At 64.0% G+C, this 26,653-nt stretch carries 22 protein-coding genes; 7 read left to right on the plus strand and 15 right to left on the minus strand.

Translation table 11 applies throughout. From position 1 onward, the window contains the following. Positions 1-71: 71 nt before the first annotated feature. Entirely contained in the window at positions 72-1,529 is a 1,458-nt protein-coding gene (gene proS, locus P2T57_RS16575) for a proline--tRNA ligase (RefSeq protein ID WP_276300332.1), read from the plus strand. Positions 1,530-1,543: 14 nt separating this feature from the next. Here the strand turns inward: proS and P2T57_RS16580 are convergent, their stop codons facing one another. Together P2T57_RS16580 and P2T57_RS16585 are read right to left on the minus strand one after the other, a co-directional pair. Next, entirely contained in the window at positions 1,544-3,103 is a 1,560-nt protein-coding gene (locus P2T57_RS16580; RefSeq protein ID WP_276300333.1) for a BGTF surface domain-containing protein, read from the minus strand. A gap of 157 nt (positions 3,104-3,260) precedes the next feature. Next, entirely contained in the window at positions 3,261-3,686 is a 426-nt protein-coding gene (locus P2T57_RS16585) for a MaoC family dehydratase (protein ID WP_276300334.1), read from the minus strand. Between the two features lie 88 nt (positions 3,687-3,774). Between P2T57_RS16585 and P2T57_RS16590 the strand changes: the two genes are divergently transcribed. The 3 genes from P2T57_RS16590 to P2T57_RS16600 are packed head-to-tail and all read left to right on the plus strand — an operon-like array spanning position 3,775 to position 6,373. Continuing rightward, positions 3,775-4,599, plus strand: coding sequence for an alpha/beta fold hydrolase (locus P2T57_RS16590; RefSeq protein WP_276300335.1), 825 nt, complete (start codon positions 3,775-3,777; stop codon positions 4,597-4,599). Then, a complete protein-coding gene (locus P2T57_RS16595) occupies positions 4,592-6,187 on the plus strand; it encodes an AMP-binding protein (RefSeq protein ID WP_276300336.1) in 1,596 nt (531 codons plus the stop codon). Before P2T57_RS16590 ends, P2T57_RS16595 begins: the two co-directional genes overlap by 8 nt. A 54-nt stretch (positions 6,188-6,241) precedes the next feature. Continuing rightward, complete coding sequence (locus tag P2T57_RS16600; RefSeq protein ID WP_276300337.1) at positions 6,242-6,373, plus strand: hypothetical protein; 132 nt, start codon at positions 6,242-6,244, stop codon at positions 6,371-6,373. 9 nt (positions 6,374-6,382) lie between these two features. Here P2T57_RS16600 and P2T57_RS16605 read toward each other — a convergent pair whose 3' ends face one another. The 6 genes from P2T57_RS16605 to P2T57_RS16630 all read right to left on the minus strand — a co-directional run bounded on the left by P2T57_RS16605 (position 6,383) and on the right by P2T57_RS16630 (position 13,054). Further along, on the minus strand, positions 6,383-7,615 hold the full coding sequence (locus P2T57_RS16605) for a digeranylgeranylglycerophospholipid reductase (protein WP_276300338.1): 1,233 nt from the start codon (positions 7,613-7,615) through the stop codon (positions 6,383-6,385). Continuing rightward, a complete protein-coding gene (locus P2T57_RS16610) occupies positions 7,608-7,832 on the minus strand; it encodes a hypothetical protein (protein WP_276300339.1) in 225 nt (74 codons plus the stop codon). Before P2T57_RS16610 ends, P2T57_RS16605 begins: the two co-directional genes overlap by 8 nt. Positions 7,833-8,103: 271 nt before the next feature. Further along, positions 8,104-9,066 carry a hypothetical protein gene (locus P2T57_RS16615; RefSeq protein ID WP_276300340.1) on the minus strand — a complete coding sequence of 321 codons (963 nt, stop codon included), beginning with the start codon at positions 9,064-9,066 and terminating at the stop codon, positions 8,104-8,106. A 231-nt stretch (positions 9,067-9,297) separates the two neighbouring features. Beyond that, complete coding sequence (locus P2T57_RS16620) at positions 9,298-10,227, minus strand: hypothetical protein (RefSeq protein ID WP_276300341.1); 930 nt, start codon at positions 10,225-10,227, stop codon at positions 9,298-9,300. Positions 10,228-10,433: 206 nt separating this feature from the next. Beyond that, on the minus strand, positions 10,434-11,297 hold the full coding sequence (locus P2T57_RS16625) for a 2-oxoacid:ferredoxin oxidoreductase subunit beta (protein WP_276300342.1): 864 nt from the start codon (positions 11,295-11,297) through the stop codon (positions 10,434-10,436). Then, a complete protein-coding gene (locus P2T57_RS16630) occupies positions 11,294-13,054 on the minus strand; it encodes a 2-oxoacid:acceptor oxidoreductase subunit alpha (RefSeq protein ID WP_276300343.1) in 1,761 nt (586 codons plus the stop codon). Before P2T57_RS16630 ends, P2T57_RS16625 begins: the two co-directional genes overlap by 4 nt. 260 nt (positions 13,055-13,314) lie before the next feature. On the opposite strand from P2T57_RS16630, the gene P2T57_RS16635 reads away from it, so the two are divergent. After that, positions 13,315-13,965, plus strand: coding sequence for a ferredoxin--NADP reductase (locus P2T57_RS16635; RefSeq protein WP_276300344.1), 651 nt, complete (start codon positions 13,315-13,317; stop codon positions 13,963-13,965). An 18-nt stretch (positions 13,966-13,983) separates the two neighbouring features. On the opposite strand, the gene mce is transcribed toward P2T57_RS16635, so the two are convergent. Next, complete coding sequence (mce, locus tag P2T57_RS16640) at positions 13,984-14,367, minus strand: methylmalonyl-CoA epimerase (protein WP_276300346.1); 384 nt, start codon at positions 14,365-14,367, stop codon at positions 13,984-13,986. A 1,297-nt stretch (positions 14,368-15,664) separates the two neighbouring features. On the opposite strand from mce, the gene P2T57_RS16645 reads away from it, so the two are divergent. Next, positions 15,665-16,786 (plus strand): aminotransferase class V-fold PLP-dependent enzyme, encoded by a 1,122-nt coding sequence (locus P2T57_RS16645; protein ID WP_276302125.1) that lies wholly within the window; start codon positions 15,665-15,667, stop codon positions 16,784-16,786. Between the two features lie 495 nt (positions 16,787-17,281). Here the strand turns inward: P2T57_RS16645 and P2T57_RS16650 are convergent, their stop codons facing one another. The 3 genes from P2T57_RS16650 to P2T57_RS16660 form a co-directional block, all read right to left on the minus strand. After that, positions 17,282-18,964 carry an acyl-CoA mutase large subunit family protein gene (locus tag P2T57_RS16650; protein ID WP_276300347.1) on the minus strand — a complete coding sequence of 561 codons (1,683 nt, stop codon included), beginning with the start codon at positions 18,962-18,964 and terminating at the stop codon, positions 17,282-17,284. Positions 18,965-19,202: 238 nt separating this feature from the next. Beyond that, positions 19,203-19,784 carry a GNAT family N-acetyltransferase gene (locus P2T57_RS16655; RefSeq protein ID WP_276300348.1) on the minus strand — a complete coding sequence of 194 codons (582 nt, stop codon included), beginning with the start codon at positions 19,782-19,784 and terminating at the stop codon, positions 19,203-19,205. Positions 19,785-19,976: 192 nt separating this feature from the next. Continuing rightward, entirely contained in the window at positions 19,977-20,282 is a 306-nt protein-coding gene (locus tag P2T57_RS16660) for a DUF7565 family protein (protein WP_276300349.1), read from the minus strand. 143 nt (positions 20,283-20,425) lie between these two features. Here P2T57_RS16660 and P2T57_RS16665 point away from each other — a divergent pair, with 143 nt between their 5' ends. Beyond that, entirely contained in the window at positions 20,426-22,513 is a 2,088-nt protein-coding gene (locus P2T57_RS16665) for an ABC transporter substrate-binding protein (protein WP_276300350.1), read from the plus strand. Here the strand turns inward: P2T57_RS16665 and P2T57_RS16670 are convergent, their stop codons facing one another. From P2T57_RS16670 to P2T57_RS16680, 3 genes are all read right to left on the minus strand, one after another. Beyond that, the gene (locus tag P2T57_RS16670; RefSeq protein ID WP_276300351.1) at positions 22,514-23,179 is read right to left on the minus strand and encodes an HAD family hydrolase; all 666 of its coding nucleotides are present in this window, start codon (positions 23,177-23,179) and stop codon (positions 22,514-22,516) included. A 132-nt stretch (positions 23,180-23,311) separates the two neighbouring features. Further along, complete coding sequence (locus tag P2T57_RS16675; protein WP_276300352.1) at positions 23,312-24,466, minus strand: acyl-CoA dehydrogenase family protein; 1,155 nt, start codon at positions 24,464-24,466, stop codon at positions 23,312-23,314. Positions 24,467-24,893: 427 nt separating this feature from the next. After that, on the minus strand, positions 24,894-26,552 hold the full coding sequence (locus tag P2T57_RS16680) for a long-chain fatty acid--CoA ligase (RefSeq protein ID WP_276300353.1): 1,659 nt from the start codon (positions 26,550-26,552) through the stop codon (positions 24,894-24,896). Positions 26,553-26,653: the final 101 nt, after the last annotated feature.

The following is a 26,653-nucleotide window of genomic DNA, read 5'->3' on the forward strand; positions in this document are numbered from 1 at the left end:
TACTCGGACTCGTCTGAACCCTTGCCATAGCTTCATCGCATTTAAGACCACATCGAAGAAACTGCTACCCAATGAGCGACAACGAGCAGGAACTCGGCATCACCGAGCGCAAAGAGTACTCGCCCGGCGACTGGTACGCGGAGGTCGTCAAGAAGGCCGAACTCGCCGACTACGCCCCCATGGGCGGGTTCATCGTCACCCGGCCCCGGGGGTACGCCCTCTGGGAGGGGATTCAGGACTACCTCGACGAGCGGTTCAAATCCACCGGCGCGCAGAACGCCTACTTCCCCGCGCTCATCCCCGAGAGCTACCTCGAACGCGAGAGCGACATCGTGGAGGGCTTCGACCCCGAGGTGGCGTGGGTCACCCACGGCGGCCACGAGGAGCTAGAGGAACGCCTCGCCTTCCGGCCCACCAGCGAGTCCATCATCACGCCGTTCATGAGCGAGTGGGTTCGAAGCCACCGCGACCTGCCCATGCGCCTCAACCAGTGGTGTAGCGTCATCCGGTGGGAGGCCACCGAGACCAAGCCCTTCTTCCGCACCAAGGAGTTCCTCTGGCAGGAAGGCCACACCGCCCACACCACCGAGGACGAGGCGTGGGACGAGACGATGACCCGCCTCGACCAGTACGAAGACCTCTACGAGGACGTGCTGGCCATCCCGGTCCTCCGGGGCCGCAAGCCCGAACACGACAAGTTCCCCGGTGCCCACACCACCACGACCGTCGAGGCCCTGATGCCCGACGGCAAGTCGGTGCAGGGTGGCACTTCCCACTACCTCGGGCAGGGCTTCGCCGAGGCCTACGACCTGACCTACACCGACGAGGACGAGGAGGAGTCGGTCGCTCACACGACCTCGTGGGGTCTCTCGTGGCGCGCAATCGGCGCGCTCATCATGACCCACTCCGACGACCAAGGCTTCGTCTGCCCGCCCAAACTCGCCCCCGAACAGGTCGTCATCGTCCCCATCTGGAACGAGGACAACCAAGAGGAGGTCCTCGATTACGCCGAGGACGTGACCGAGGACCTCGAAGACGCTGGCGTCCGCGTCGAACTCGACGACCGCGACGAGCGCAATCCCGGCTTCAAGTTCAACGAGTGGGAACTGAAGGGCGTCCCCGTCCGTATCGAAATCGGCCCCAACGAGGTCGAAGACGAGGAACTCACCGTGGTCCACCGCCCCGACGGCGAGGACACCGTGGAGGACCGCGAGAACGTCGCCGAGACGGTCGAGAGCCACTTCGAGCAGGTGTACGCTAAACTCTACGACGCCGCCAAGGAGAATCTGGACGAGAACGTCCGCGAGGCCTACGAGACCTCCCAAATCCTCGGCACCATCGGCCAGCACGGCGGCTACGTCAAGGCCCCGTGGTGCGGCGACGAGGCCTGCGAAACGGTCGTCAAGGAGGAGATTGCGGCCGAAATCGTGATGGTCCCGATGGACCGCGACGAGGACCCCATCGGCGACGAGTGTGCGGTCTGTGGCGACGAGGCCTGCGAGACGGCCTACTTCGCCAAGTCGTACTGAACTGCGCCTTTCGTCTACTCCCTTCTCCCCGCGAGTCCGAGGCCCGCCAGCAGACCGACCAGCGCCGCGCCGACGCCGAATCCCGGAACGTCCCCTTGGGGGTAGGGCGTCCGAGTCTCGACGGTGGTCGCGGTAGTCGAATCGGTCGTGGCAGTCGAATCGGTCGCGGTAGTCAAATCGGTGGTCCGTCGGGTCGTCTCGGTGGTCGTGGTCGTCTCGCGTTCGACGGTGAACTCGACCGAATCGGAAACGACGCTCCCGTTCTCGGCGTAGGGTTCGCCGAGCGTATCGCCGGGACCGGCGCGATGGGCGACCACGACGAGCGTCGCGTTCGACTCCAGCGCGGGACCGTAGTCCACGAACTGGCCGAACTCGTCGTCGGGCGTGAGGTACTGCGAGCGGGTGATGACCTCGCCGTCGGCCGACCCGCGATGGACCGCGAGATAGCCGCCGTGCGAGAGGCGGGCGTCCTCGACCAGCACGCCCTGCGCGGTCAGTCCTCGCTCGGTCAGGTTCACCGCGGCGTCGAGGAGGCGGACGCTCGCCGGGACGGTGGCGTCGTGGGGATAGTGGTCGAGGAGAGAATCGCCATCGTGGCCGACCCACACCTCGACGTTCGACCCTGCGGGGACGCCGCTCAGGTAGAAGTCGGCCGCGAACCGGCCCGCGGTCTCGGTGCCGTTCCGGACGCGAACCGTCTCCGACCGGATTTCACCGTCGGGACCGCGGACCTCGACCGTCACGCGGTGGCCGGGTGCGAGGGTCGTCCTGCCCGAAACCGTCTGGTTCGGTCCCGGCGCGAGGAGAACCCGGTCGGTCTCGTCGGGCGCGTCGAGGGTGGCCTCGGCGTCCTCGATTCGGAACTCAGTCGTCGCGGTCTCTCGGTCGCCGTCGGTCACCGCCGACGATTTTCGGAGGGTGAAGTTAGCGACGTGCCCGCCCCACGGACGCCGGTTGTTCGCGGGTGTGCCGCCGTCGCCGTCGGTGACGTTCACCTCGCTGGTTTCGACGGCGAGGTAGTACGAATCGTTTCGCGGGTCGGGGACGACCGAGACGGCGCTGTGGTCGGTCACGTCGAGGTAGGCCCGTTGCTGTTCGGGACCGGGCAGGTCGTAGACGTCCAGCGAGGCCCCGCTTCGGTTCAGGAAGGCGACGAACCGGGCCGTGGCGTTCGGCCCCTCCTCGGCGGCAATCGCGCCCGCCAGTCCCGACGCCCGGAGTTCGAGGACCAGCGTGTCGTTTCGCGCGACGACCGCGCTCCGGGTCAGATTGCCGGAGTCCTCGGCCTCGCGGAGGTCGCGCAGGCCCGAGAGGTCGGCGGAACCGGTCGCTGTCCACGTCCGGAGGCCGTGGACCGAGACCGTCGCGTTGGCGCTCTGGTCGGTCGAAGTGGTGACGTTCGCCTCCTCGTCTGCCGACGCAGATTCGGCGGTCGAGGAGTCCGCGACCGAAGTGGAGACCGTCGCGGACGGCGGTTCGGCGGTCGCACCGACTGCGGTCGCCGGGACCGCGGCGGTCACGAGCAGGATGACTACCAATCCGGACAACAGTCGCCGGTGGAGGACGGGAGACATACCTCCGATTGCTAACTAGTCGGGAAAATGCTTTGTGATGGAATCCGGGCGGTCCTCGCGGCAACTCCTCCCCGATCCGAGACAGCTATACAATCTCTAAAGAAATAATAGAGATTGCTTCGGAAATGCTTTGATTTCTTTGTGGGCGCTCGTCGGACTACTCGCTCTCGTGAGGGACCGACATGACGACGGCCTCGCCGGAAATCACCTGCTCGGCGTCCCCGCCCTCAGATTCCTCGTCCTCGGCCTCCGCAACCGTCTCGACGCGCAGTCGGTCGTCACCGAGGTCCTCCTCGACCGTCACCGTCGCGGTCACGATTTGGCCCGGTCGGACCGGGTTCTCGAAGTCCAAGTCCTGCGAGAGGTAGATGATGTCGCCGGGCAGGTCGGCGAGCGCGGCGCTGACGACGCCCGCCGAGAGCATCCCGTGGGCCACCCGACCGCCGAAGAACGTCTCGGCGGCGTAGTCGTCGTCGCGGTGGATGGGGTTGTCGTCGCCGGTCAGGTCGGCGTAGGCGTCGATGGTCTCCTCGGTGACGATGAGGGTGGCCTCTGCGGTGTCGTCTACAGATGCGACTGGCATGCCCGAACCTCGTTCTGCCCGGCGAATCAATCCGGGGGTTAACATGTGAAACGGGGATTTCAAGGCGGGGTCGTCCGTGGGTTCACCCATGCCTTACGCGGACAACGACGGAATTTCTCTCTACTACGAGATTACCGACCCGGCCGAGGAGGCCACCGCGAGCGACCCCGAAGTCGTCGCGCTCGTGGAGGGGTTGGGCTACGGCCGATGGATGTGGCGCTGGCAGAGACAGCGACTCGCCGACGAGGGCTACCGCGTCGTGGTCTGGGACAACCGCGGCACGGGCGACTCCGACGAACCCGAGGGACCGTACACCGTCGAGGAGATGGCGAGCGACCTCGAAGCGGTCCTCGATGCTGTGGGCGTCGAGAGCGCCCACGTCGTCGGGGCGAGCATGGGCGGGATGATAGCTCAGCAGTACGCGCTGGACTACGACCGCGCCGAGAGCCTCGGCCTCCTCTGCACCAGCCACGGCGGCGAGGACGCGGTAGAGACGCCCGACGAGACCCAAGCCCGGATGTTCGGCGTGCCAGACGACGCCGACGAGCGCGAGGCCATCCGGTACAAGATGAAGCCAGCGATGACCGACGAGTTCTGGGCCGACAATCAGGACCTCATCGAGGACATCGTGGACTGGCGACTGGAGGGTGACGCCTCCGATTCTGCCCGCGAGGCCCAAGCTGGCGGGGTCGCCGCCTTCGATTCGAGCGACCGACTGGACGACATCGAGATTCCCGTCCTCGTCGCCCACGGCACCGACGACCGAGTTCTGCCGGTCGAGAACGCCGACCGCCTCTACCAGAAGCTTTCGAAGGTACAACTCGCCGTCTTCGAGGGCGGGTCCCACCTGTTCTTCATCGAGCAGTCCGAGGAGGTCACCGACCGACTCGTGGAGTTCCTGAGCCATGTTTAGCCACGACCAGCGACCCTACGACTGGGTGGGCGCGTGGAGCGAGAAGCGCGCCCGCCTCTCGCCAGATTCGGTCGGCCTCGTGGACGCCACGACCGGCGAGCGGTTCACCTACGCCGACCTCGACGCGCGGGCCAATCGGACCGCGAGGCTCCTCCGCGAGGAGGGCGTCGTGGGCGGCCGAGCAGTCGGCGAGGACGAAGACGGCGAGCGCGTCGCGGTCCTCTCGCGGAACCGCCCGGAACTCGTGGACCTCTTTTTCGCCACCGCCAAGACCGGCGGCGTCCTCGCGCCCCTCTCCCACCGCCTCGCTGGGGGCGAACTGGTCGAGATGCTCAACGACGTGGACCCGGCCCTGCTGGTGGTCGAAGACCCCTTCGCCGACCTCGCCGAGCGCGTGCTGGACCACGAGAACCGGGAGTTCGACTGCTCGGTCCTCGCGCTTTCGACCGGCGAAGGCGACTCCGACGCCGACACGTCGGCGTTCGACTCGTGGGCCGACGCGCTCCCCGAAGACGACTCGCCGGTCGAGAGCGCCGACGTGTCGATGGACGACGCCCACCTGTTTCTCCACACCGGCGGTTCGACCGGGGTGCCCAAGGAGACGGTGCTGACCCACGGGTCGCTCGTCTGGAACTCGTTCAACACCATCACCGCGTGGGGTCTCCGCCCCGAGGACGTGACCCCGATGGTGTTCCCGATGTTCCACACCGGCGGATGGAACGTCCTGTCGGTCCCCCTGTTCCACCTCGGCGGCACCGTCGTCATCGCCCGCGAGTTCGAACCCAGTGAGGTCCTGCACCTCGTGGAATCGGAAGGTGCGACTCTCCTCGTCGCAGTTCCGGCGGTCCTCCGGATGATGGCCAACCACGACGACTGGGCCGACACCGACCTCTCGACGCTCCGGTTCGCCAAATCGGGCGGCGGCCCTTGCCGCGAATCGGTCATGGAGGCGTGGTGGGACCGCAGTGTGGACCTCTCGCAGGGCTACGGCCTGACCGAGTGCGGCCCGAACAACTTCACGATGCCCGAGGGCTGGCCCCGCGAGAAGGCCGACAGCGTGGGCGTCCCGGTGATGCACGCCGACGCCAGAGTCGTGGACGACGACGGCGAGAAACTCCCGGCGGGCGAAATCGGCGAACTCGAACTGGCGAGTCCGCACGCCGCAGACCGATACTGGCGCAACGAGGAGGAGACCGAAGCCACGTTCGGGAACGGGTGGGTTTCGACCGGCGATTTGGCCCGCAAGGACGACGAGGGCTACGTCTACATCGAGGGTCGGAAGAAGAACATGTACGTCTCGGGCGGCGAGAACGTCTACCCCGCCGAAGTCGAGGACCGAATCGCCGACCACCCCACGGTCGAGGAGGTCGTGGTCGTGCCGGTCGCCGACGACCAGTGGGGACAGGTCGGCAAGGCGGTCGTGCAGGGCGACGAGACGCTGACCCTCGACGAACTGACCGACTTCTTGGACGGCAAGCTAGCGCGGTTCAAGCGCCCGCGACACCTCGATTTCGTCGAGGAGATGCCGATGTCCGGTCCCTCCAAAATCGACCGACAGGCCGTCAACGACGAGTTCGGCGACGAGTAACCGTCGGGGTCCTCGCCCCCGTCTTTTATCTGGACTCGGGTGGTACTTCTTGTCATGGCTTCGCTGTTCAAACGACTGGTGCGACTCGTCACAATCGCGGACGACGTTCGGAGCGTCGTTCGCTCGCTCAAACTCCTGCGAAAACTGATTCGAGGACTTCGGGGTCGGCCGGGTTCGCTGGCGTAGTCGGGCGTCTCAGCTGAACAGTCGTTCCTTGGCGAACTGGGCCAACAGCGGGATGTCGTCGGTGTGCAGGAGTTTCAGAATCTCGCGGGCGCTTCCGGCGTTGGCGTCGCTCAGGGTCTCGGGGTTGAGTCGGTTGAGGTCCCGGATGAGCGTGTCGTAGCGCTCGTTCGGCGCGAGGTAGAGGAGTTGGGTCATCAGCAGGCGGACCCGCATCTTCGGCGCGACGCGCTCCTGCCAGAGGTCGTCGTAGATGGCCATCTTCTCGGCCGAGGTGTCTTGGTCGCTGGACATGAAACACCGGTCGGCGGTGATGGCGGCCGCGCGGCCGGACTTCATGCAGGTGTGGATGCCCTCGCCCCAGAGGGGGTCGATGGTCGGAACCGTGTCACCGATTGCCATGAAGTTGTCGGTGCTGAAGCCGGTCGGCATCTGGATGTGGGCCGACCCGCGGTGCTGTTTGCCCTCGATGCGCTCGGCCGACTCGAATCGCGGGTCGTTGTCCAGCCAGTACTGGAGGTAGTCGTCGATGCCCATCCCGTCCTTGGCGTAGTCGCGGTGGGCCTCGTTCTGGATGTAGCAGAGGCCGACCTTGGCGGTGTCGTCGCCGGTGTGGAAAATCCACGAGTAGCCGCCGGGGGCCAAGTCGTGGTCGAGGCGGAGCATCATCGAACCGGTCAAATCGGCGTAGCCGTCGGCGTCGATGTCGATGCCCTCTAACTCGTACTCGACACCGATGGCCTGATTGGCGCGCTGGAGGTCGGTCACACCGAGTTTCTTGGCCAGCGGCGCAGACGGTCCGGTCGCATCAACGATAACGTCGGCGTAGACCTCCTGATTGCCGCCGTACTTGACGCCGACGATGTCGCCGTTCTCCGTAATCGGCTTGGAGACGCGAGCGTCGAACCAGTATTCGGCACCGTCGTCGCGGCCGTCCGCCACGAGGAAGTTCTTGAAGTCGGCGAACTCCAGCACGGCACCGGGTTGCCGCCGGACGAAGTGCTGGTTCGGCGACTCCAGCACCACGTCGTCGGTGTAGTTCATCACCACGTCGTCGGGGATACCGAACGACCCCATCATCGACGGGAAGGTCCCGGCCGTCGATTTGTTCGACTGACGCGGGAACTCGTCTTCGGACTCGGCTTCCAGCACCAGCACGTCGTAGTCTCGCTGGGCCAAGTCGCGTGCGCACTGCGCTCCGGCCGGTCCGGCACCGGCGACGATTACGTCGAAGTGTTCAGACATAGAGTGACTCCTCGGTGTGAGTAGAAGACGGCGTTTTGTCTGCTGTCCCGAAGCCTCCTACCGGTCGGTCGTCGCCGGTCCGGTGGGCCTCGAACTGTTCGCTCGGGGTCGGGGCGGCCCCGTTCTCCGCCTCGCCCCCGACGACGGGACTGCCACCCGAACCGGTCCGGACGGCCGGCGAAGTCGTCCCGTCAACGTCGTATTCGTCCGCAGTCATCTCTACTGCGTGTATTCACCTCTCCCTTAAAAAACGGACGCAAACGCTCTCGCACGGAAATTCTGTTGGCGCTCTGCGGGCACAAGACGAACCGTGTCAACCGGACGTTCCGCGGTCGGTGCGTCGGTTACTCGGGGTCCCGGACGACTTCGGTCTCCTCGGAGAAGTCGACCGACCATCGCTCACGGGCACTGGTTCTGCAAGCAACGTATGGATGTCCCTCGGACGTAATTATAATACTTAAGAAGCTGTAAATATTGCTTGGGTCGGCTCAGTAGTGGAGTTCCCGACCGTCGAGGTAGACGCTCGTGCCGTCGTCACACCGCATATCGGTGAGGTCGCCTCGGAACAGGAAGCTATCGCCGCCGCCTGCGAGCGCGCCGGTCACGATGTCGCTCCGGATGCGGTCCTCGCCGTCCACGGTGACCGCGTGGTGGCCGACCGCGTGGGGCGCGCAACTGTACCGTGACTTCTCGACGCCCCCACCCGAAATCATGAAGGCGTAATCCCGTAACCGGTCGCCGTCGCCACCGCAGAGCGTCAGGTGGTGCTTGTCCGGGTGGTGCTTCCCGCAGGGGCACTTGCCCCGCTTCTTGCGTTTCTTCTTCTTTTTCTTGTGGTGCTTCTGCTTCTTCTTCTTCTTTTTTCTCCGGCCGCCCGCGCGGACGACCACGGTGAGGACGTTGCCGAAACAGAGGTGGTCGTGAGTGACTGGGCACGCCACGAGTCGGAACCGGAACCTGCCGGGCCGGAGACCGGTCAGCGTGACCGCCACCCGGAAACTGCTCCGCGCGGTCACGACTCGCTGGAGGCCACCGTACCACTTGTCGTGGCCCGCCCGCGAGACCTGCGCGCCGATTCTACAGCGGCGGCAGTTCACCCGGTCCATCCCGTGGACCTTGCCCGTCGTCTTGGCCCGGCCGTCGCCACCGTCGCCGCCCCCGCTGTCGGTTCCCCCGAGGAGTTCCACGTCGGTCGTCTGCACGTCGAGCGGTCGCTCGTCTCCGCCGTGCGGAGTCGCCCCGCCTCGGTCGGCGCTCGCGGTCAGGAGCGACCCGCCCGCGACGGCCGCCGCTCCTCGGCGGAGGAGGCCCCGCCGGGAGACGGCCAGCGTGGGCAGGCGGTCGGTCGTCGATTCGGTACCATCGGCGGTGAGTTCGGCCGCGTCGGCGAACTCGCTCACGTCGGTCGTGAGTTCGATGGGTTTGGTCTGAAGGTGCGTGTCGTCTGGCATGACTCGTTTCACGCACCGACCTGAAGTGTGTTAACTACCACCAAACGTTCAGTTGCTTCGCCGGGGTCAACCGGAGTTCAGCCAACTCAACCCGGCTTTAGGAACACAACGCGACGTGACGGGGCCGTAATCGGTGCGTGCCGGCGGCGACTGCGAGCGTCGATTTTCGGGCCTCGGGGCGCGAGCGACCGGACCCGACTTCAAACTGGAATTGAACCGATAGCTTCGGCGCTACTCTGCGGTCGTCTCCTCTCCGCGCGTGACTGTCGCAACCGTCTCCGTCTGGCCGTCGTGGCGGTGGACCACCTCGACGGTCTCGGGCAGTCGGTCGCGGACGCCGAGGACGGCCTCGTACTCCACACTCGCCACGCACTGGGCGCACACCCCGGCGCTCGGTTCCGTGGTAGCGACCACGACTCGCAGGGTGTCGGCCGAGGAGACCGACACGTCGGCCAGTCGCGCGCCGTAGCAGGGGTTCGGCGTGCGAATGGCTCCTGAGACCGTGACTGACTCGTCGGCGAACGAGACGCTGGCCTCGCTGGCCGACCCGCAGGACCCCGCGAACGCGGTGAACGTCCGGTCCGTGACCTCCGGCGGGCATCCGACCTCGGTCGTGACGGTCCTCGATTTCACCTGCCCGTCGGGCGTGACTCCGACCTCGGTCGCCGAGTCGTTGCAGTCGAACTGCGCTCTCGGGATTCGGATGGTTTCGGCACCGCCAGCGCCTCCGCCGGGCGTGACGGTCAGCGCGTACCCCGCCGGTTCGAGGAGTCGCATCGTCAGGTACCCGTCCGCGGGGAACTCGACCTGTCGGTCCACCAACGCCCCGTCGCTCCCGGTTCCGCCACCGGCTCCGGTTTCGCCACCGACCCCATCCCGCGAGAGGACGAGGGCGACAGTCCGGGCCGAATCGCTGTCGTTCCACACCCTGACCGCGTGCGGTTGGTTGTTCTCGGGATTCCGAACCCCGGCCCGCGACCCGACCGAAATCGTGGCGAATGGCCGCTCGGCCGACGAGTCGATGCCGGAGAACCCCTCGTCCTCGGTCGTGGTCTGGGTCGTCTGCGTGTCCTGTTTCGCGGTCGCTCGTCGGTCTCCGGCGAACCCCACGATTCCGGTCGCCCTCACGCCGACTGCTGTCAGCAGTTCCCGTCGATTCATGAATCTGGCCACGACGTTTCCGCGGATAATTTTGTGGGCCGGGGCGCGCAAGCGTGTTTGGCGAAGTAGCTGAAACTGGAGTTGTGGCTTCGAGCAGAGAGAACTGGGTTTCGAAGCCATCCGAGGATTTGGCTACTCACCCGAGCGAAACGGCGGGAAACGAAAATGCAGAACTGAAGAAAGACGACCGAATTCAGTTCCGGTCGTCAGTAGAACTCTCGAACGAGGTCCATCGCGCCCTCGGGGGCACCGTCCGGAATGTCGGCCATGTTCGAATCCAGACCGTGGAGGTCCGAGTAGGGCACGCTCTCCTCGTCCTGATAGAGGACGCCCTGATACTCCTTGTCGGCGTCGAGAATCTTCTCTTTGGCAGACTCGCGGTCGGTCGGGTCGTGGTCCGTCTCGTCGAGGTCCACGATGGAGTCGCGGAAGTAGTCGTAGGTGTCCACGTCGTTGAACGTCACGCACGGACTGAAGACGTTCACGAAGCCGAAGCCGTCGTGTTCGATTGCCTTCTGGACGATTTCGGTGTGGCGCTGGGCGTCGGTGGAGAACGACTGGGCGATGAAGCTTCCGCCTGCCGAGAGGGCCAGCGCGAGGGGGTTGACCGGCGGCTGTTTCGGACCCTCGGGAGTCGTGGAGGTCTCGAAGTCCTCGCGCGAGGTCGGCGAGGCCTGCCCCTTGGTCAGTCCGTAGATTCGGTTGTCCATGACGACGTAGGTCATGTCCACGTTCCGGCGGACCGCGTGGATGAAGTGACCCGCGCCGATGGAGTAGCCGTCACCGTCGCCGCCCGCAACCATCACTTCGAGGTCGGGGTTGGCGAGTTTGACGCCCGTCCCGACCGGGAGGGCGCGACCGTGAACGCCGTGAAGCGCGTAGCTGTGCATGTAGGTGCCGATTTTGCCGGAACAGCCGATGCCCGCCACGACGAAGGTGTTGTCCGGGTCGTTGCCCGTGTTGGCCAGCGCCTTCATCATGCCGTTCATCGTGCCGAAGTCCCCGCATCCGGGGCACCACGTCGGCTGTTTGTCGGATTTGAAATCCGTGAATCTAACTTCTGAACTCATGCTTTGACCTCCTCGCTCTGGAGCTTCTGCTTGATTTCCTCTGCCAGTTCGTCGGCCTTGAACCTGACGCCGTTGTACTTGTTGACGCGCTTGACGCGAGTCAGGGCGTCGTGTTCGAGAACGTCGGCGAACTGTCCGTTGGCGTTACACTCGACGACGATGACCTCGTCCGCCGACTCGATGTCGTCGCTGAGGTCGGGCCGCGGGAAGATGTAAGGCACCGAGAGGAACCGCACGTCGATGTCGTCCTCCTCGAGGTAGTCGAGGGCCTCTCGCATCGCGCCCTCGTTGGACCCCCACGAGATGACGAGGTTGTTCGAGTCCGGATTACCGTACTCTCGGGGACTCCAGTCTTCCTCCTCTTGGGCGGTCTGGACCTTCCGGTTGCGCTTGTCCACCTGCTCGATGCGAACGTCGGTGTCCTCGGTCCGGCGACCGAGCGCGTTGTGTTCGAGACCGGTGGACATGTGGGCGGCGTTCTCGGTGCCGGGGAGGGCGCGCGGACTGATGCCGTCGGCGGTCGAGAAGTGCGGTTGGAAGCGGTCGCGCTCGTCGGTCCACGCTTCCACCTCGTCGTCGTCCACGATTTTGCCGCGGTCGATTTCCACGGCGTCCATGTCGAACGTCTCCGGTTCGAAGGTCTGCTCGGTGACGGCCATCGAGAGGTCCGCCAGCAGGAAGACCGGCGTCTGGTACTTCTCGGCGAGGTTGAACGCCTCGACGGTCTTCTGGAAACACTCGGCGACGTTGGTCGGCGCGACGACGAAGCGCGGAATCTCGCCATGGCCGCCGTAGAGGGTCATGTTCAGGTCGCCCTGCTCCTGCTTGGTCGGCATCCCTGTCGAAGGCCCGGAGCGCATCACGTCGGCGATGACCAGCGGGGTCTCGCTGGTGGCGACCAGACCGAACGTCTCGGTCATCAGGTCGATGCCCGGCCCGGAGGTGGCCGTCATCGAACGGGCACCAGCGCGTGCCGCACCCAGCGCCATGTTGATGGCCGAGAGTTCGTCCTCGGCCTGCACGACTTCGCCGCCGAACTGCTCGATTCTGCCCGTCAGGTACTCCATCACGTCGGTCGCGGGGGTGATGGGGTAGCCAGCGTAGAACCGGCATCCGGCCGCGATTGCGCCCATCCCGATGGCTTGGTCACCGTTCAGGAGGACGTAATCGTTGTCGGTGGTGTCGAGGTCGTAATCGAACTCGTGGTCGAACTCGTCGGCCACGAACTCTTGGCCCTTCCGTGCCGCTTCCTTGTTGTTGTCCACGATGGACTCGCCCTTCGCGCCGAACTTCTTTTCGAGCGCGGAGTCGAGATTCTCGATGGGGAAGTTCGTGACCTCGCACGCCGCGCCGAGCGCGACGATGTTCTGCATGATGGCCCCGCCGGCCTCCTCGGCGAGACGCTGGAGGGGGACCGAGAGACCCGTCATGTCGCCGGGAATCTCGATGTCCTCCATCTCGGTGCGCTCGCCGTCGTAGATGATGACCGAGTCGTCGTGCAGTTCGTCGAGATTCTCGTCGATGGTGCGCTCGGTCAGCGCGACGAGGATGTCGAGGCGGTCCACGACGCTCTCGACGCGGTCGGTCGCGCTCCGAATCTTGTAGGCGGTGTAGCCGCCTCGGATTCGGGACGCGAAATCTTTCGACGTGAATACGTGTCGTCCTGCGCGGGAAAGCGCCTGTGCGAAAATTTTCCCGGTAGAGTCGATCCCATCGCCGGCCTCGCCGCCGATGGCCCAGTTCAGGTCGTCTGGCATTCCTAGGCGTGGGGTAGCCCGTCCCAAATCAAAAGCCTTCTGAAGCGACCGCGAGCGTGGTGAACTTCTGAACCGTTGTCCCCGGTTGTTCTTGCCGGTTACGGCAGTGTCGCGTCCGTTTCAAATCGTGATAGTCTTCCGGCAATCTCGTCTACTCCGGGGTTAATTACCTCTCGTTCGACCTTGCAATCGGTCGTAACTCTCGTCCACTCTCGCAATCAGTCGTAGCGTCTTTACTCGCGCCCCGACAACCGAGGAGTATGGACGGAACTGCGGTCGCGGTTCGAGCGGTCGAGTCGGTCGGAACGGACACCATCGCGCTGACGCTGGAGACGCCGGCGGCGTTCGACGCCGAACCGGGCCAGTTCGTGCAACTCGCTGGAACGGTCGATGGCGAGGAGATAACGCGCCACTACACCCTCTCGTCGCCGGACACAGACGAGACCTTCGAGGTCACGGTCGAGGTTGACCCCGAGGGGACGCTCAGTCCCTACCTCGCGGGCCTCGAACCCGGCGAGACGGTCGAAGTCGCGGGTCCCTTCGGCGACTCCTACTACGAGGCCGAGGAGAACGTCGTCCTCCTCGCGGGTGGGCCGGGCGTCGGTCCCGCGGTCGGCATCGGCGAGCGAGCACAGCGAGAGGACGCGACTGTCACCGTGGTCTACGAGGACGCCGACCCGGCCCACGAACAGCGCCTGACCGACCTCGCGGTCGGCGGCGCAACGGTGGTCATCACCGACGACGTGAGTAGCGAGGAGGTCTTGGAGGTCCTCGCCGACGCGGGTGGCCAGACGTTCATCTACGGGTTCGCCGACTTCTTGGACCGGGCCACTGCGGCGCTCGACGCGGCCAACGTGGACGCCGACGACGCCAAGACCGAGAACTTCGGTCCTGCGCCCGACTCGGAGTAGCGGAAAACTGGCGGTTGCTCAGTGTTCTACGAACTCGATGAGGATGCCACCCGTCGATTTGGGGTGGAGAAACGCCACGTCGTGGCCCCACGCGCCGGGCCGGGGTTCGTCGTCGATGAGTTCGACGCCGTGATTTCGGGCGGTGTCGAGCGCGGACTCGATGTCGTCGGTAGCGAGCGCGACGTGGTGGATGCCCGGCCCGTTGGCGTCGAGGTACTTCTGGACGGTTCCGCCTTCGAGGGGTTCGAGGAGTTCGAAGTAGCTGTCGCCAAAGTCGAGGAAGACGACTCGGAGGCCGTCGAATCGCTCCTCGTGGGCGACCGGCGCGTCGAACAGGTCGGCGTACAGTTCGGCGAGGTCCTCGGCGTCGTCGGTTGCGATTCCGACGTGGTCGATGTGCATGTGCGACAGATGCCTCCGTCGGAGTATAGTTCCGGCGGTCCGAGTCGTGTTCCGGCAGTCCGAGTCGTCGTCTCGACCGGCGCAGTCGCTGTTCTAACGATTCTCGGTCGGAACTGCCGAACCGGCGAACGCCAAGCTATCGAATTAGCGATAAGTTACCGAAAAGGGACGATTACGAGCCGATTCACTCGGGAGAATCCGGTCGGCTGGGTTAGGCCAGTTCGCACCACTGGATACCGCACACGATTTCGGTCGGGTTGACTAGGAACATTTGCTTGTCACCTCCTACCACATGGTAGTGATTCTCTGGGTAATAAATATTTCCATCTAGTGGTATAATTGAATATTTCTTCTAGTGAAAATCAGGGCAGTTCGGGTAAAATTTAGTGCCGCGGGGCCTCCGGTCCGCTACTGTCGAGGTACAACCGGACGGTCCCACATTGTTGGTACTATGTACGAGGGGGAAGAAGCGTCTCGATACTCTCGGTACCGCGCCGACGTTGTTCGATACGTACGGGCGACAGACGCGACTATCAGGGTAGCATTCTCGTAATTCGACCGGTACCGACTGGTCGCAAAATAGCTGTCGAGTCCACGAACGGAAGATGGCTACCTTACGCGAGGAAGCACTGGTTGTAACCGCACACGATTTCGAGCGGGTTGAATTCGAACATTCTTTGTCACCTCCTGTCACATGATAGTGAGTCTCTGGATAATAAATGTGTCTATATCAGAGAATAATTAAACAATAATAGTATTGAAAACACCAATATTTCGTGCGAACGTTTAGTGCTACCGAACCACACTTTCTTCCCCGGAAAGAAATATAATCAAGTTCTTAAGACAGTATTTTAATTCTTAGAAGTATCTATTTCTTTCCGGGTTGGAGAGATAACCCGACTGATGCCGCCAATGCGCACCACAAATCGGTGCGGGTCGCCTGCCCCGGCCCGCCGTCGGTACTCGTTACGAACCTCTCGCGACCGAGGCCCTAAGCACCTGTCTGACAACACGATAGCAGTGCGTCCAGTAATCGAACCGTCGGCGCTACGAAAACTGGTTGAAAGACGATACTCATCGGTGTGGTTTACTCACAGGATTTGTGCGGCTGTGCGCAGATGATTTGGAACGGAACGATGCGGAACATTCTGTCACCTCCTTTCCCAACTTACGATAGTACAATTTAATATTTCTTGTGGTGAGTTACCCTCATTCATTGTCGGGTTCCCTCGCCGACGACCAGAGCATCAACCGATGGGTCGGGGGATTTTAGGACGTAGTTATCGTGACCGAAGACGTGAATCCGACCGACCTCAGGGACGCGATTCCGGCGCTCGACCGCACGACCTACATGAACACCGGGGCCGCGGGGCCGAGTCCGGCGCGAGTGGTCGAGGCCATCGAGGAGTGCGTCGAGTACCACGAGTACGAAGCGCCCGCCGAGGAGGGGATGTACCCCTGCGCGTTCGACGTGTTCGACCGGACGCGCGAGACGGTGGCCGACCACTTCGGCGTGGACGCGGCCGAAATCGCGCTGACCCAGAGTACCACCGACGGCATCAATCGCATCGCGGCGGCGCTCGACTGGGAGCGCGGCGACACCGTGGTCCGGACCGACCTCGAACACTCGTCGGGAATCCTGCCGTGGAAGCGCCTCAAGCGACAGGGCGTCGAGATTGAGGTGGTCGAGACCGAGGACGGTCGCCTCGATTTGGACGTGATACAGGAGGCGGTCCGGGACGCGAAACTCGTCTGCCTGAGTTCACTGACGTGGACCCACGGCACCCAACTCCCCGTCTCTGAAGTCGCCGACATCGCTCACGACCACGGCGCACTGGTGCTGGCCGACGCCGTGCAGTCGCCCGGCCAGATGCCCCTGAACCTCGCGGAGTGGGGCGCGGACTTCTCTGCGGGTGCCGGACACAAGTGGCTCCTCGGCCCCTTCGGCGCGGGGTTCGTTCACGTCAGTCCCGGCGTCGAGGACCTCCTCGAACCGGCCCACATCGGCTATCGGAGCGTCGAGGACCCCAACGCCGAGGAGTACGCCTACGAACCCGGCGCACATCGCTTGGAGGTCGGCACCGTCTCGCCCGCGCCCTACGCCGGACTCGCAGAGGCCATCGAGACCATCGAAGACGTGGGCTACGACGCGATTCAGCGCCGAATCGAGACCCTGACCGACCACCTCAAGGAAGGCATCGCGGACGCCGAATCCGCCCGCCTGCTGAGTCCTCGCGAGTACGAGTCGGGCCTCGTCACCTTCGCCGTGGACGACCCCGACCCGGAGGCGTTCGTGGACGAGTTGGCCGACGACGGGATTCAGATTCGGGCGCTCCCCTACCCCGAGAACGCGGTTCGGGCGTCGATTCACGTCTTCAACACCGAGGACGACGTGGACGAACTAGTCGCGTGGCTCTGAGGGTCGGAAAACTGGAGTATTGCAACGAACTAGGAATATCCCTAACGGCCGCATCGGCGGCCGCAATTGTCACCCGATTCCGCGAAAACGCGATTACGCACCGTAGCAGTATCCAGCACCGACGCAGATGGCGTTCTGGAATATTTCGAATCCGATCATGTGGTTCACCTCCACACGGTAATCAAGCACACAGAGATAAATCTTTCTATATAAACAATCGTTAATAAAATTGTAGAATTATGAAATGTCTTCTATATCTCCAAAGGAAAGTATCTTCGAATCCTATCGCTAGTTTCCAAGAGAATCGGTAGCGTGCGATACGTCACTGTGGGCCAGCGGTGGACCGCTGGCACTAACAGACGGCGTCGATGTCTCCGTCACAGATTTGGAGCGGATTGAATCCGGACGCGGTCTCACCTCCGAGAATAAGTTTCGGTTCAAACATATAGAATCTCAATCTAAGTTCGAGCGAGCGAAGTCGCCGGAAACGCTGGACTACACCGCCGCGCCGGGCCGGTACTCCCCGAAGGTGTCGCGGAAGACGCCGCAGATTTCGCCGACCGTCGCGTAGGCCTTCACCGCGTCGATGATGTAGGGCATCACGTTCTCGTCGCCCTCGGCGGCCTCCCGAAGCGCGTCGAGTTTGGCCTCGACTTCCTCGTCGTCTCGGTCGTCTTTGACCGCGTTCAGGTGGTCGATTTGCTTCTGTTCTTCCTCCTCGGTGACCTCCTGAATGTCCACTTCGGGTTCCTCGTCCACCTCGAACTCGTTGACGCCGACGATGACGCGCTCTTTCTCCTCGATTTCGCGCTGACGTTCGTAGGCGATGTCCTGAATCTGGCGCTGGACCCACTGGTCCTCGATGGCTTGGAGCATGCCGCCCTTCTCGTCCACGGTGTCCAGCAAGTCGAAGGCGTCGTCCTCCACGTCGTCGGTCAGACTCTCGATGTAGTAGCTTCCGGCGAGGGGGTCGATGGTGTCGGCCGCGCCCGACTCGTGGGCCAGAATCTGCTGGGTCCGGAGGGCGGTCCGCACGCTGTCCTCGGTCGGCAGGGCGAGGGCCTCGTCCTTCCCGTTGGTGTGGAGGCTCTGGGTGCCGCCCAGCACCGCCGCGAGGGCCTGATAGGCGACTCGGACGATGTTGTTGTCCACCTGCTGAGCCGTGAGCGTCGAACCCGCGGTCTGAGTGTGGAACTTGAGTTGCTTGGACTTGGGGTTCTGGGCGTCGAATCGCTCCTCCATAATCGTGGCCCACATCCGGCGGGCCGCGCGGAACTTGGCGACCTCCTCCAGAATGTTGTTGTGAGCGTTGAAGAAAAAGGAGAGTTGCGGGGCGAAGTCGTCCACGTCGAGACCGGCGTCCATCGCGGCCTCGACGTACTCGATGCCGTTCCCGAGCGTGAACGCGAGTTCTTGGGCCGCGGTGGCTCCGGCCTCTCGGATGTGGTAGCCGGAGATGGAGATGGTGTTGAACTTCGGGGTCTCGTCGGCGCAGAACTCGAAGATGTCGGTGATGATGCGCATCGAGGGTTCCGGCGGGTAGATGTAGGTGTTCCGCGCGATGTACTCTTTCAGCAGGTCGTTCTGGATAGTGCCGCGTAGCTCCTCCCTATCGACGCCCTGCTTGTCGCCGACAGCGATGTACATCGCCAGCAGGACCGAGGCGGGCGCGTTGATGGTCATCGACGTACTCACCTCGTCGAGCGGGATGCCGTCGAAGACGGTTTCCATGTCGTGGAGCGAGTCGATGGCGACGCCCGACTTGCCCACCTCGCCCGCGGCCATGTCGGCGTCGGAGTCGTAGCCCATCTGGGTCGGCAGGTCGAACGCCATCGAGAGGCCCGACGACCCGTTCTCGATGAGGTACTCGAATCGCTCGTTGGTCTCCTCGGGCGTGCCGAACCCGGCGTACTGGCGCATGGTCCAGAGCCGACCGCGGTGCATCGTGGAGTAGACCCCGCGCGTGTAGGGTTCCTCGCCGGGGAAACCGAGGTCGTCGTCGTAGTCCAAGTCCGCCACGTCGTTGGGGGTGTAGATGCGCTCTACCTCTTGGCCGCCCGTGTCCGTGGTGAACTCGTCTTTGCGCTCGCCGAACCGCTCGACCGTGGGACCGACCGTCTCGTCCTCCCACTCCTCGCGCGCCGAGCGTATCTCCTCGAGGTCGTCCGAGTCGAACATTGGTCGAACCGACGAGCGCGCGACTCTTAACAATTGGCGGATTGCGTCGGCCACCCCGGTCTCGGGTCGGCGGATTGCGCTCGCTCGCTACGCGTTCGAGGCGTTCACCGCCCTAAACAATCATCTAGTCCTACTAGAGAAACAGAAATACGTCCTAAACAATACCATATGTTGCTAAACGGGCGCGTATTTACGGTATCCCGTCACCAGTTTCCCCCGCCCGCCGAGGACGCCGGGGTCAGTCGCCGGTATCGTACTTGTAGGTCGCCTCTTTGGGGTCGATGCCGAAGTCCTCGGGCGACTCCTCGGGTTCGGGTTCCTCCTCGTGGGGTTGGGCGCTCTTGAACCGCTCGCGGAGTCGGTCGGGCATCACGAACGCCTCGACTTCGAGCGCCATCCCGACCGCTTCCGGGTCGAGGTTCTCACGCTTGGTTTCGAGGCGCTCGCGGAGTCGTTCTGGCAGGTCGCTGGCCTCGACGCCCCGGAAGCCGAACTGGGCGAGGTAGTCTGTCGCGCTGGTCAGCGAGAAGACCACCTCGAAACCGTGGTCGCGGGCCTGTTCGACCAGTCGCTCCACGACGTGCGCGCCGACTCCCTGCCTGCGCCACGATTCGAGGACCCCGATGCTGGTGAGTTCACAGAGTTCCCGCTCGTCGGTCTTGTGGATTCGGATGCGGCCGAATCCCGCCTTCTGACCGGAGGTCTCGTCGATGGCGACCACGTAGTCGCGGGAACGGAACGCGGTATCGTCGAGACCCATCGCCTCGATGTGGTCTAACAGCCAGACCTCCTCTCTGTTTTTCGCGCCCCGGACGTACATGGGTGTCAGTTCGCCGTCTGAGGGTAAAAACCTGTGGCGCGAGGAGACGGTCAGTCGGCGAACTCGACGCTCTCGGCGCGGAACGACCGGGTGAGTGCCGCCCGTCGAAGCCCCCTTCAGCCACCCAAACGCGTGGACCGTCTCGGTAGCGCGAAATCGGTGTCTGGCCAGCGTGGCCGAATCGGTTCGTCCTCAGAGGCCGCCGGTCACTTCGTCCAGTCGGTTCACTACCTGCTGGAGGTCGGCCTCGTCCTCGATGGCGTCCCGGACGCGCTCTCGCTGGCGGACCTCGGCGGCGCTCGCGCCATAGGCCCGGACGTACTCGGCCCGCGAGTGTTCGTTGAACGCGTGGCGGATGGCGAAGTAGCCATCGGGAACTACTGAGCCACATACCTTGCACTCGCGGCGCTTGTGGTCGGTCGTCTGGTGAACGATGGCCTCCTCTACGTCCGCAAACTCCTCGGCGCAACCGTCGATGCCGCACTCCCAATCACTCATGTACGCGGATGGTCGGAGGGTCCTGATAAAACCTTTCGCCTCGGTGTCGGCGTGGCGCGAGGGCTGTCTCGGCGCTCTGAATCAATGTGGAGTGATTTATTAATAGCCATTGCCTTCTTCCGTGCCAATGTCTAGCTCCCACCATGGGTGACGATAACCCAGAGTTCGAAACCGGTCGGCGTAGCTTTCTACAAGCAAGCGGTGCGGGCGCAGTCGCACTGTCACTCCCCGGCGCGGCGGACGCCGAGGAGCGCGGCGCGGTACGAGACACGGACGAGTCAATCCTGACGGAGCCGACGGACGTGGACGCTCAGAACGTCCAAGAGGGCGGCGTCTTCGTCATGGGGATGGGCCAACAGCCGAGAGGACTGAATCCACTTTCGACCTCCTCGGCGTACTCGTGGGCGATTCTGGACCTCGTGTATCAGGGCGGGACCACGGTGGACCCGGTGGAGTTCGAGGTCCGGCCAAACATCTACACGGACTGGACCGTCGAGGTCCCCGACGGGCAGGCCGAACCGCAACCGGACGTGTACTTCAACGTCCGGGAGGGCCTGACGTGGACCGACGGCGAGGACCTCACCGTCGAGGACGTGATATTCACCTACGACTACATGAAAGAGCAGGAGCCGGGGCGGTACGCCTCGGCCATTCAGCCCATCAACACGGTCGAGAAGGCCTCGCAGGGCGACTGGGACGTACACATGAAACTCGACAAGCCCATCGGGACCTACGCGAGCAACCAACTCGCGGTGCCGATTCTGCCCCAGCACGTCTGGTCCGACGTGAGCGACTACCGCCAGTACTCGCCGGCCCAGAACGACGGACCGGTGGGCGTCGGTCCGGGGACGGTCACTCGGTACGAGCAATCGACCGCGGTCGAAGTCGAGTTCCGGGACGACTACCCGCTGGGTGACCTCGGTTGGCGGGAGGACGTGGACCGACTCGTGTCGGGCGGTCCCTTCCTCGATGCGGTCCGGTTCAAGATATTCGGGAGCGACTCGGCGCTCCAGCAGGCCTTCCTCCGCGGAAACATCGACAGTCTCTACGACTCCATCAACGTCGCCAACATCCCGAAGGTCGAGGAGAATCAGGGCCAGTCGTTCGTGCAGGGGTACGACACTGGCTTCGGCTACTTCGCGTACAACATGCGCCGGGTGCCGCTGGACGACGCCACCTTCCGGCAGGCGACTTCGATGGTGTTCGACGACTACTTCTGGACCGAACGACTCCAGCAGGGCTACTCCTACATGGGCGACTTCGTGATGCCACCGGGGTACACCGCGGTCCGGCCCGAATCCGCAGTCGAGGACGCCGAACTGCTGAACGCGCCCGAGACCAACGCCTTCGAGTTCCGCCAGAAGGAACCGGGCGTCCCCGACTACGAGGGGATTCGAACCTTCCTCACCGAGGGGAAGGTCATCGACGGCGACGAGGGCGAGTACGTCGGCAAGCAGTATCCCGGAACCCTGACGGGCGTCACGGGCGGGCAGTCGAAGGGTAAACACGACTACAGTTTCGGACCGGTCCAGTCGGAGACCCTGCGCCAGAAGCAGGGCGTCGAGGACGAAATTCGGGTCAACGGCAAGACCATCCCCGAAATCATGGGCGGTCCCATCGAGGTCCTGCTCTACCCGGCCAAGGACACGCCCAAACTGGCCAAGATGACGACCCGGTGGGTGGACATGATGAACAGACTCGGGATTCCGGCCGTCACGAAGGTCATGACGTTCAACACGATGCTCGGCCGGGTCTACTCCCAAGAGGACTTCGACATCTACCCGATGGGGTGGAGCGACCTCTCGCCGTTCGCCACGGGGACCCTCTACAACATCTTCCACTCCGACAACGCCGACGACCACTCCGAACTCGAAGGCTACGACGAGAAGAACACCACGACCCAACTCAACAACGCGATGGGGTACGGACTCGGCGACGCCGGGGCCGACGACCTCATCTCGCGGGCCAGAACCACCATGGAAGCCGAGAAGCGCAACCAAATCGCCCGCAAGGCGGTCGAGCGAATCTATCTGGACTTCCCGTATCAGGTGTACGGCTACGACAAGGTGATGTGGCCGGTGAACTCCGGGGAGTTCGCCGGGTTCGTCCCGGAGATTCCGGGTCCGGGTGCCGCGAACCTCCCGGTACAGATGATGCAGATTCACCAGTCCGGCGGCGGAAATGGCGGCGGTGGCGGAAATAGCGGTGGCGGCGGCAACAGCAGTAGCTAACTACCCGAGCAGTGCGGGCACCTCGCGGAGCGACGAAGCGGTTTCGTCGGCGCGGTCGGTCGCCTCGCTCAGTTCGGCCGATTCTTTCGCTTCCGACAGATAGACTCCGGTGAAGCCGGATTCTTGGGCCGGTAGCACGTCGCGTTCGAGGTCGTCGGCGACGAAGACGTACTCGTCGGCCGGTATCGCTTCGGTCGCCGTAGCGAAGATTTCGGGGTCGGGCTTGCCCGCGCCGACCTCGCCCGAAACCACCACGGCGTCGAACTCCTCGGCGAGACCGTGACGGGCTAACTTCCGGCGCTGAGCGCGCGCCCCGCCGTTGGTCAGCACGCCGAGCGCGGTCTCCGCCGACCCTCCGAGCGCGTCGAAGACCTCGTTGGTACCCGGTCGGAGCGCGGTCGCCGCGACCTCACGCTCGACGTAGCTCTCGGCTAACTCGTCGGGGTCGGCGTCGAGGCCGAACTCGGCACAGAGGTCGGCCATCGCGTCCCGGTAGGGGTCAGCGCGGCACTCCCCGAGGAGGTCGAGCAGAGTCTCGGTGAACCGCTCGTGGCGCTCGGCGTCGGCGCGCACGTCGTGGCGGGTCAGGGCCTGTTCGAAGACCGCGAAGAAGTCCTCGGGGAGGTCGATTAGCGTGCCGTCGAGGTCGAAGAAGACCGCTCGCATGTCTTCGGGGTTCTCCGTTCTCGGATAAAAAGGGACGGGAGGGCGTGGGTAAGTATCTCACACAACTCCGCCCCTGCGCAAGAGAAACAATCGTGATTTCTAAGGAACGAAGAAGGTTTCTCAAAGCCTACTCTACGATTGCCTATAGATGAGGTTCCGCTGAATCTCGTTCGCGCCCTCGTAGACCACCGGAATGCGAACGTCGCGGTACACCCGCGCGATTCTGCGGTCGGTCAGAATCGAACGTCCGCCGTGGAACTGCATCCCCTGCTCGGCGCAGTCGGTGGCGACTTCGGTGGCCTTGGTCTTGGCCATCGCGGCCCACAGACCCGCGTTGTCGCCGTCGCGGACTTTCTCTGCTGACCGGTAGGTCAGCGCGCGGGCCGCCTCGAACTCCATCCGCATGTCGGCCAGACCGTGCTGGACCGCCTGAAAGTCCGCGATGGTCCGGCCGAACTCCTCTCTGCCGTGGACGAACTCCCACGCCTCCTCGATTGCGGCGGCGGCGAGACCCAGACCGTGGCCCGCCACGACGGTCCGCCCGTGGTTGAAGAACTCCGCCAACAGCATGAAGCCAGCGCCCTCGTAGCCCACCAGATTCTCGTCGGGAATCCGGCAGTCGTCGAAGACGATGTGGGCCTGCTTGCTCGCCCGCATCCCCATCTTCTCGGGGATGTGTTCGGCGTCGTAGCCCTCGGCATCGGTCGGCACGATGAACAGCGAGTGGTTGCCGTAGCGATTGTCCTCGTCGTTACCGGTCCGGGCGTAGACCGTCAGCCAGTCGCCCTCGACGCCGTTGCCTATCCAGTACTTCTCGCCGTTCAGGACCCACTCTCCCGTGTCCTCGTCTTTCTCGGCGGTGGTCTGCATTCCCGAGAGGTCGCTCCCGGTGTCGGGTTCAGAGACCGCGAGGCCCGTAATCTGGTCGCCCTCGGCGACCGGTCGGAGGTACTCCTCTTTCTGCTCGTCGGTGCCGTGGGCTTCCACGATTTCCGCGCCGAAACTGGCGAGTTGGAGCGACAGGGCGATGCCCGCGTCGGCCCGAAACCACTCCTCGGCCACGGCGAGCATCTCCACCACGTCGAGACCCCGGCCACCCAAGTCCTCGCCGATGTCTTGGGCGACGAGTCCGGCGTCCTGTCCGGCTTGCAGGATGTCGTGGGGGTACTCGGCTTCTCGGAATCGCTCCTCGGCGTTGGGCGCGATGTACTCGTCGGCGAACTCGCGGGCCTCGTGTTTGACTTCTCGGGCGTACTCTGGCACGATGTCGTCGGCGAGCAGTTCCATACGGGATGGAAGGACTGCGGGAGGATATACTTCGGGGCTGGTCGGGAGACGAACTCGGGGGCCGAGTTGGGGTGAGAACCGGAGGAGCTGAGAGGAGTGAGAACCAGAGGAGCCGAGAGAAACGAACCCTGAAAGTCAGCAAGAAGCTAGCTTCAGGCGTGAGCAACGCCGTCTACCTCCCCGTCCAACACCGCAACCGCCCAACACCGCAACCGCCCCGCTACCGCGAACCTCATACCTCCCCACCCTCCTCGGTCACTCCCGCTGGTCGTTCGCTCGTCCCTCGCACGAGGGATGCGCGCAGTTCTGCGCGCGCCGGAAGACAAACCACGTCTTCCGAGCCTGCGCTCACTTCGTTCGCGCAGACACCCCCGCGCGCCGGACGGTTGGTTCGGTAGTCGTCTGACCGGTTACGCCATCGCTGGACTCACTCGTCTTCTTCCGGGGCGGCCTCATCGGGCACCGACCCCTCGACCAGCGACTCGTCGCTGTACTCCTCGCGCAGGACCTTCTTGTCGAACTTCCCGGTCGCGGTCTTTGGCACCTCGTCGATGAAGACGAGTTCGTCGGGTGCCCACCATCGCGGGTACTCGTCCTGAATCGACGCCATGAGGGCCTCGCGCAGGTCCTCCTCGTCGGCCCCCTCGACCGGAACCACGAAGGCGACCGGTCGCTCCTGCCAGCGTTCGTGAGGCACGCCGATGACCGTGGCCTCGGCCACGCTGTCGTTCGCCATCAGCGCGTTTTCGAGTTCGAGCGACGAAATCCATTCCCCGCCGCTCTTGATGACGTCCTTGGCGCGGTCCACGATTTTGACGTAGCCGTCGGTGTCCACCGTCACCACGTCGCCGGTCTTGAGCCATCCGTCCTCGAAGTCCTCCTCGTTGGCTTCGGGGCGCTCGAAGTACGATTGGGTCACCCACGGCCCTTTGATGTACATTTCGCCGAAGTCCTCGCCGTTCCACGGGACCTCACTGCCGTCGTCGTCCACGACTTTGAACTCCAGTCCGGGCACGACGAGGCCCTGCTTGCCCCGCTTCTCGTAGCGCGCGTCGTCGTCCCAGTCCTCCATTCCGGCCTTGAGGTGCGAGACAGTCCCGATTGGGGCGGTTTCGGTCATGCCCCACGCGTGGAGGACGTCCACGTCGTACTCCTCGTCGAAGCGCCGGATGACGGCCTCGGGGGCGGCGCTCCCGCCGATGACGATGGTTTCGAGCGACGAGAGGTCGGCGTCGTTGTCCTCCAGATATTCGAGGAGTCCGAGCCAAACCGTCGGCACGCCCGCGGTGAAGGTGACGCCTTCCTCCTCGATGAGTTGAGCCAAGTCCGCAGGTTCCGGTGCGGGACCGGGGTAGACGTGCTTGGCTCCCGCGGCAGTCGCCGAATAGGGCATTCCCCATGCGTTGACGTGGAACATGGGCACGACCGGCATGATTACGTCGGACTCGTCGAACTCCAGTCCCTGCGGGGTCAGAGACGCCATCGTGTGCGACCAGAGCATCTGCTGGGTGTACTCGACGCCCTTGGGCTTGCCCGTGGTCCCGGAGGTGTAGCACATCCCGGCTTTGGTGTCGCCCGAGAGGTCCGGCCAGTCGTAGTCGGCCGACTCGTCGGCGACGAAGGACTCGTAGTCAGTTACTGGGGAGAGCGAGGTTTCGGGGACTTGCTGGCCCATCACGACGAACTGCTCGACGCTCTCGAAGGCCGCCGAGTCGGCGGGACCTTCCAGTTTCTCGATGAGGGAGGGGTCCACGAAGATGAGTTTGTCGTCGGCGTTCTCTACGATGTACTCGATGTGGTGGTCGGGGAGGAGGGGATTGATTGTGTGCAACTGCGCGCCGGAGTTGGGCACGCCGAAGTAGGTCTCGAAGTGGCGGTGGTGATTCCAGCAGAACGTCGCCACCCTGTCGCCCGATTCGATGCCCGCTGAATCGAGAGCGTTCGCCAACTGGCCGGTCCGGTCGGCGAACTCCGCGTAGTCGTATCGCTCGATTCCCTGCGCGGTCCGAGAGACGATTTCGGTGTCGGGGTACAGTTTCTCGGCGCGCCAGAGGAACGGTCGAAGTGTGGGGTCAGTTCCACCCATATTCTTTCTCCGGGCTTCGACACCTTATTGTTTGTTACAAGATACCAACCTAAAACTCCGCGAATCAGAATCGTTAACCGGTGGGTGTGGCAACGTTCGGA

Source organism: Halorussus lipolyticus (genome assembly GCF_029338375.1).
Classification (GTDB): Archaea; Halobacteriota; Halobacteria; order Halobacteriales; family Haladaptataceae; genus Halorussus; species Halorussus lipolyticus.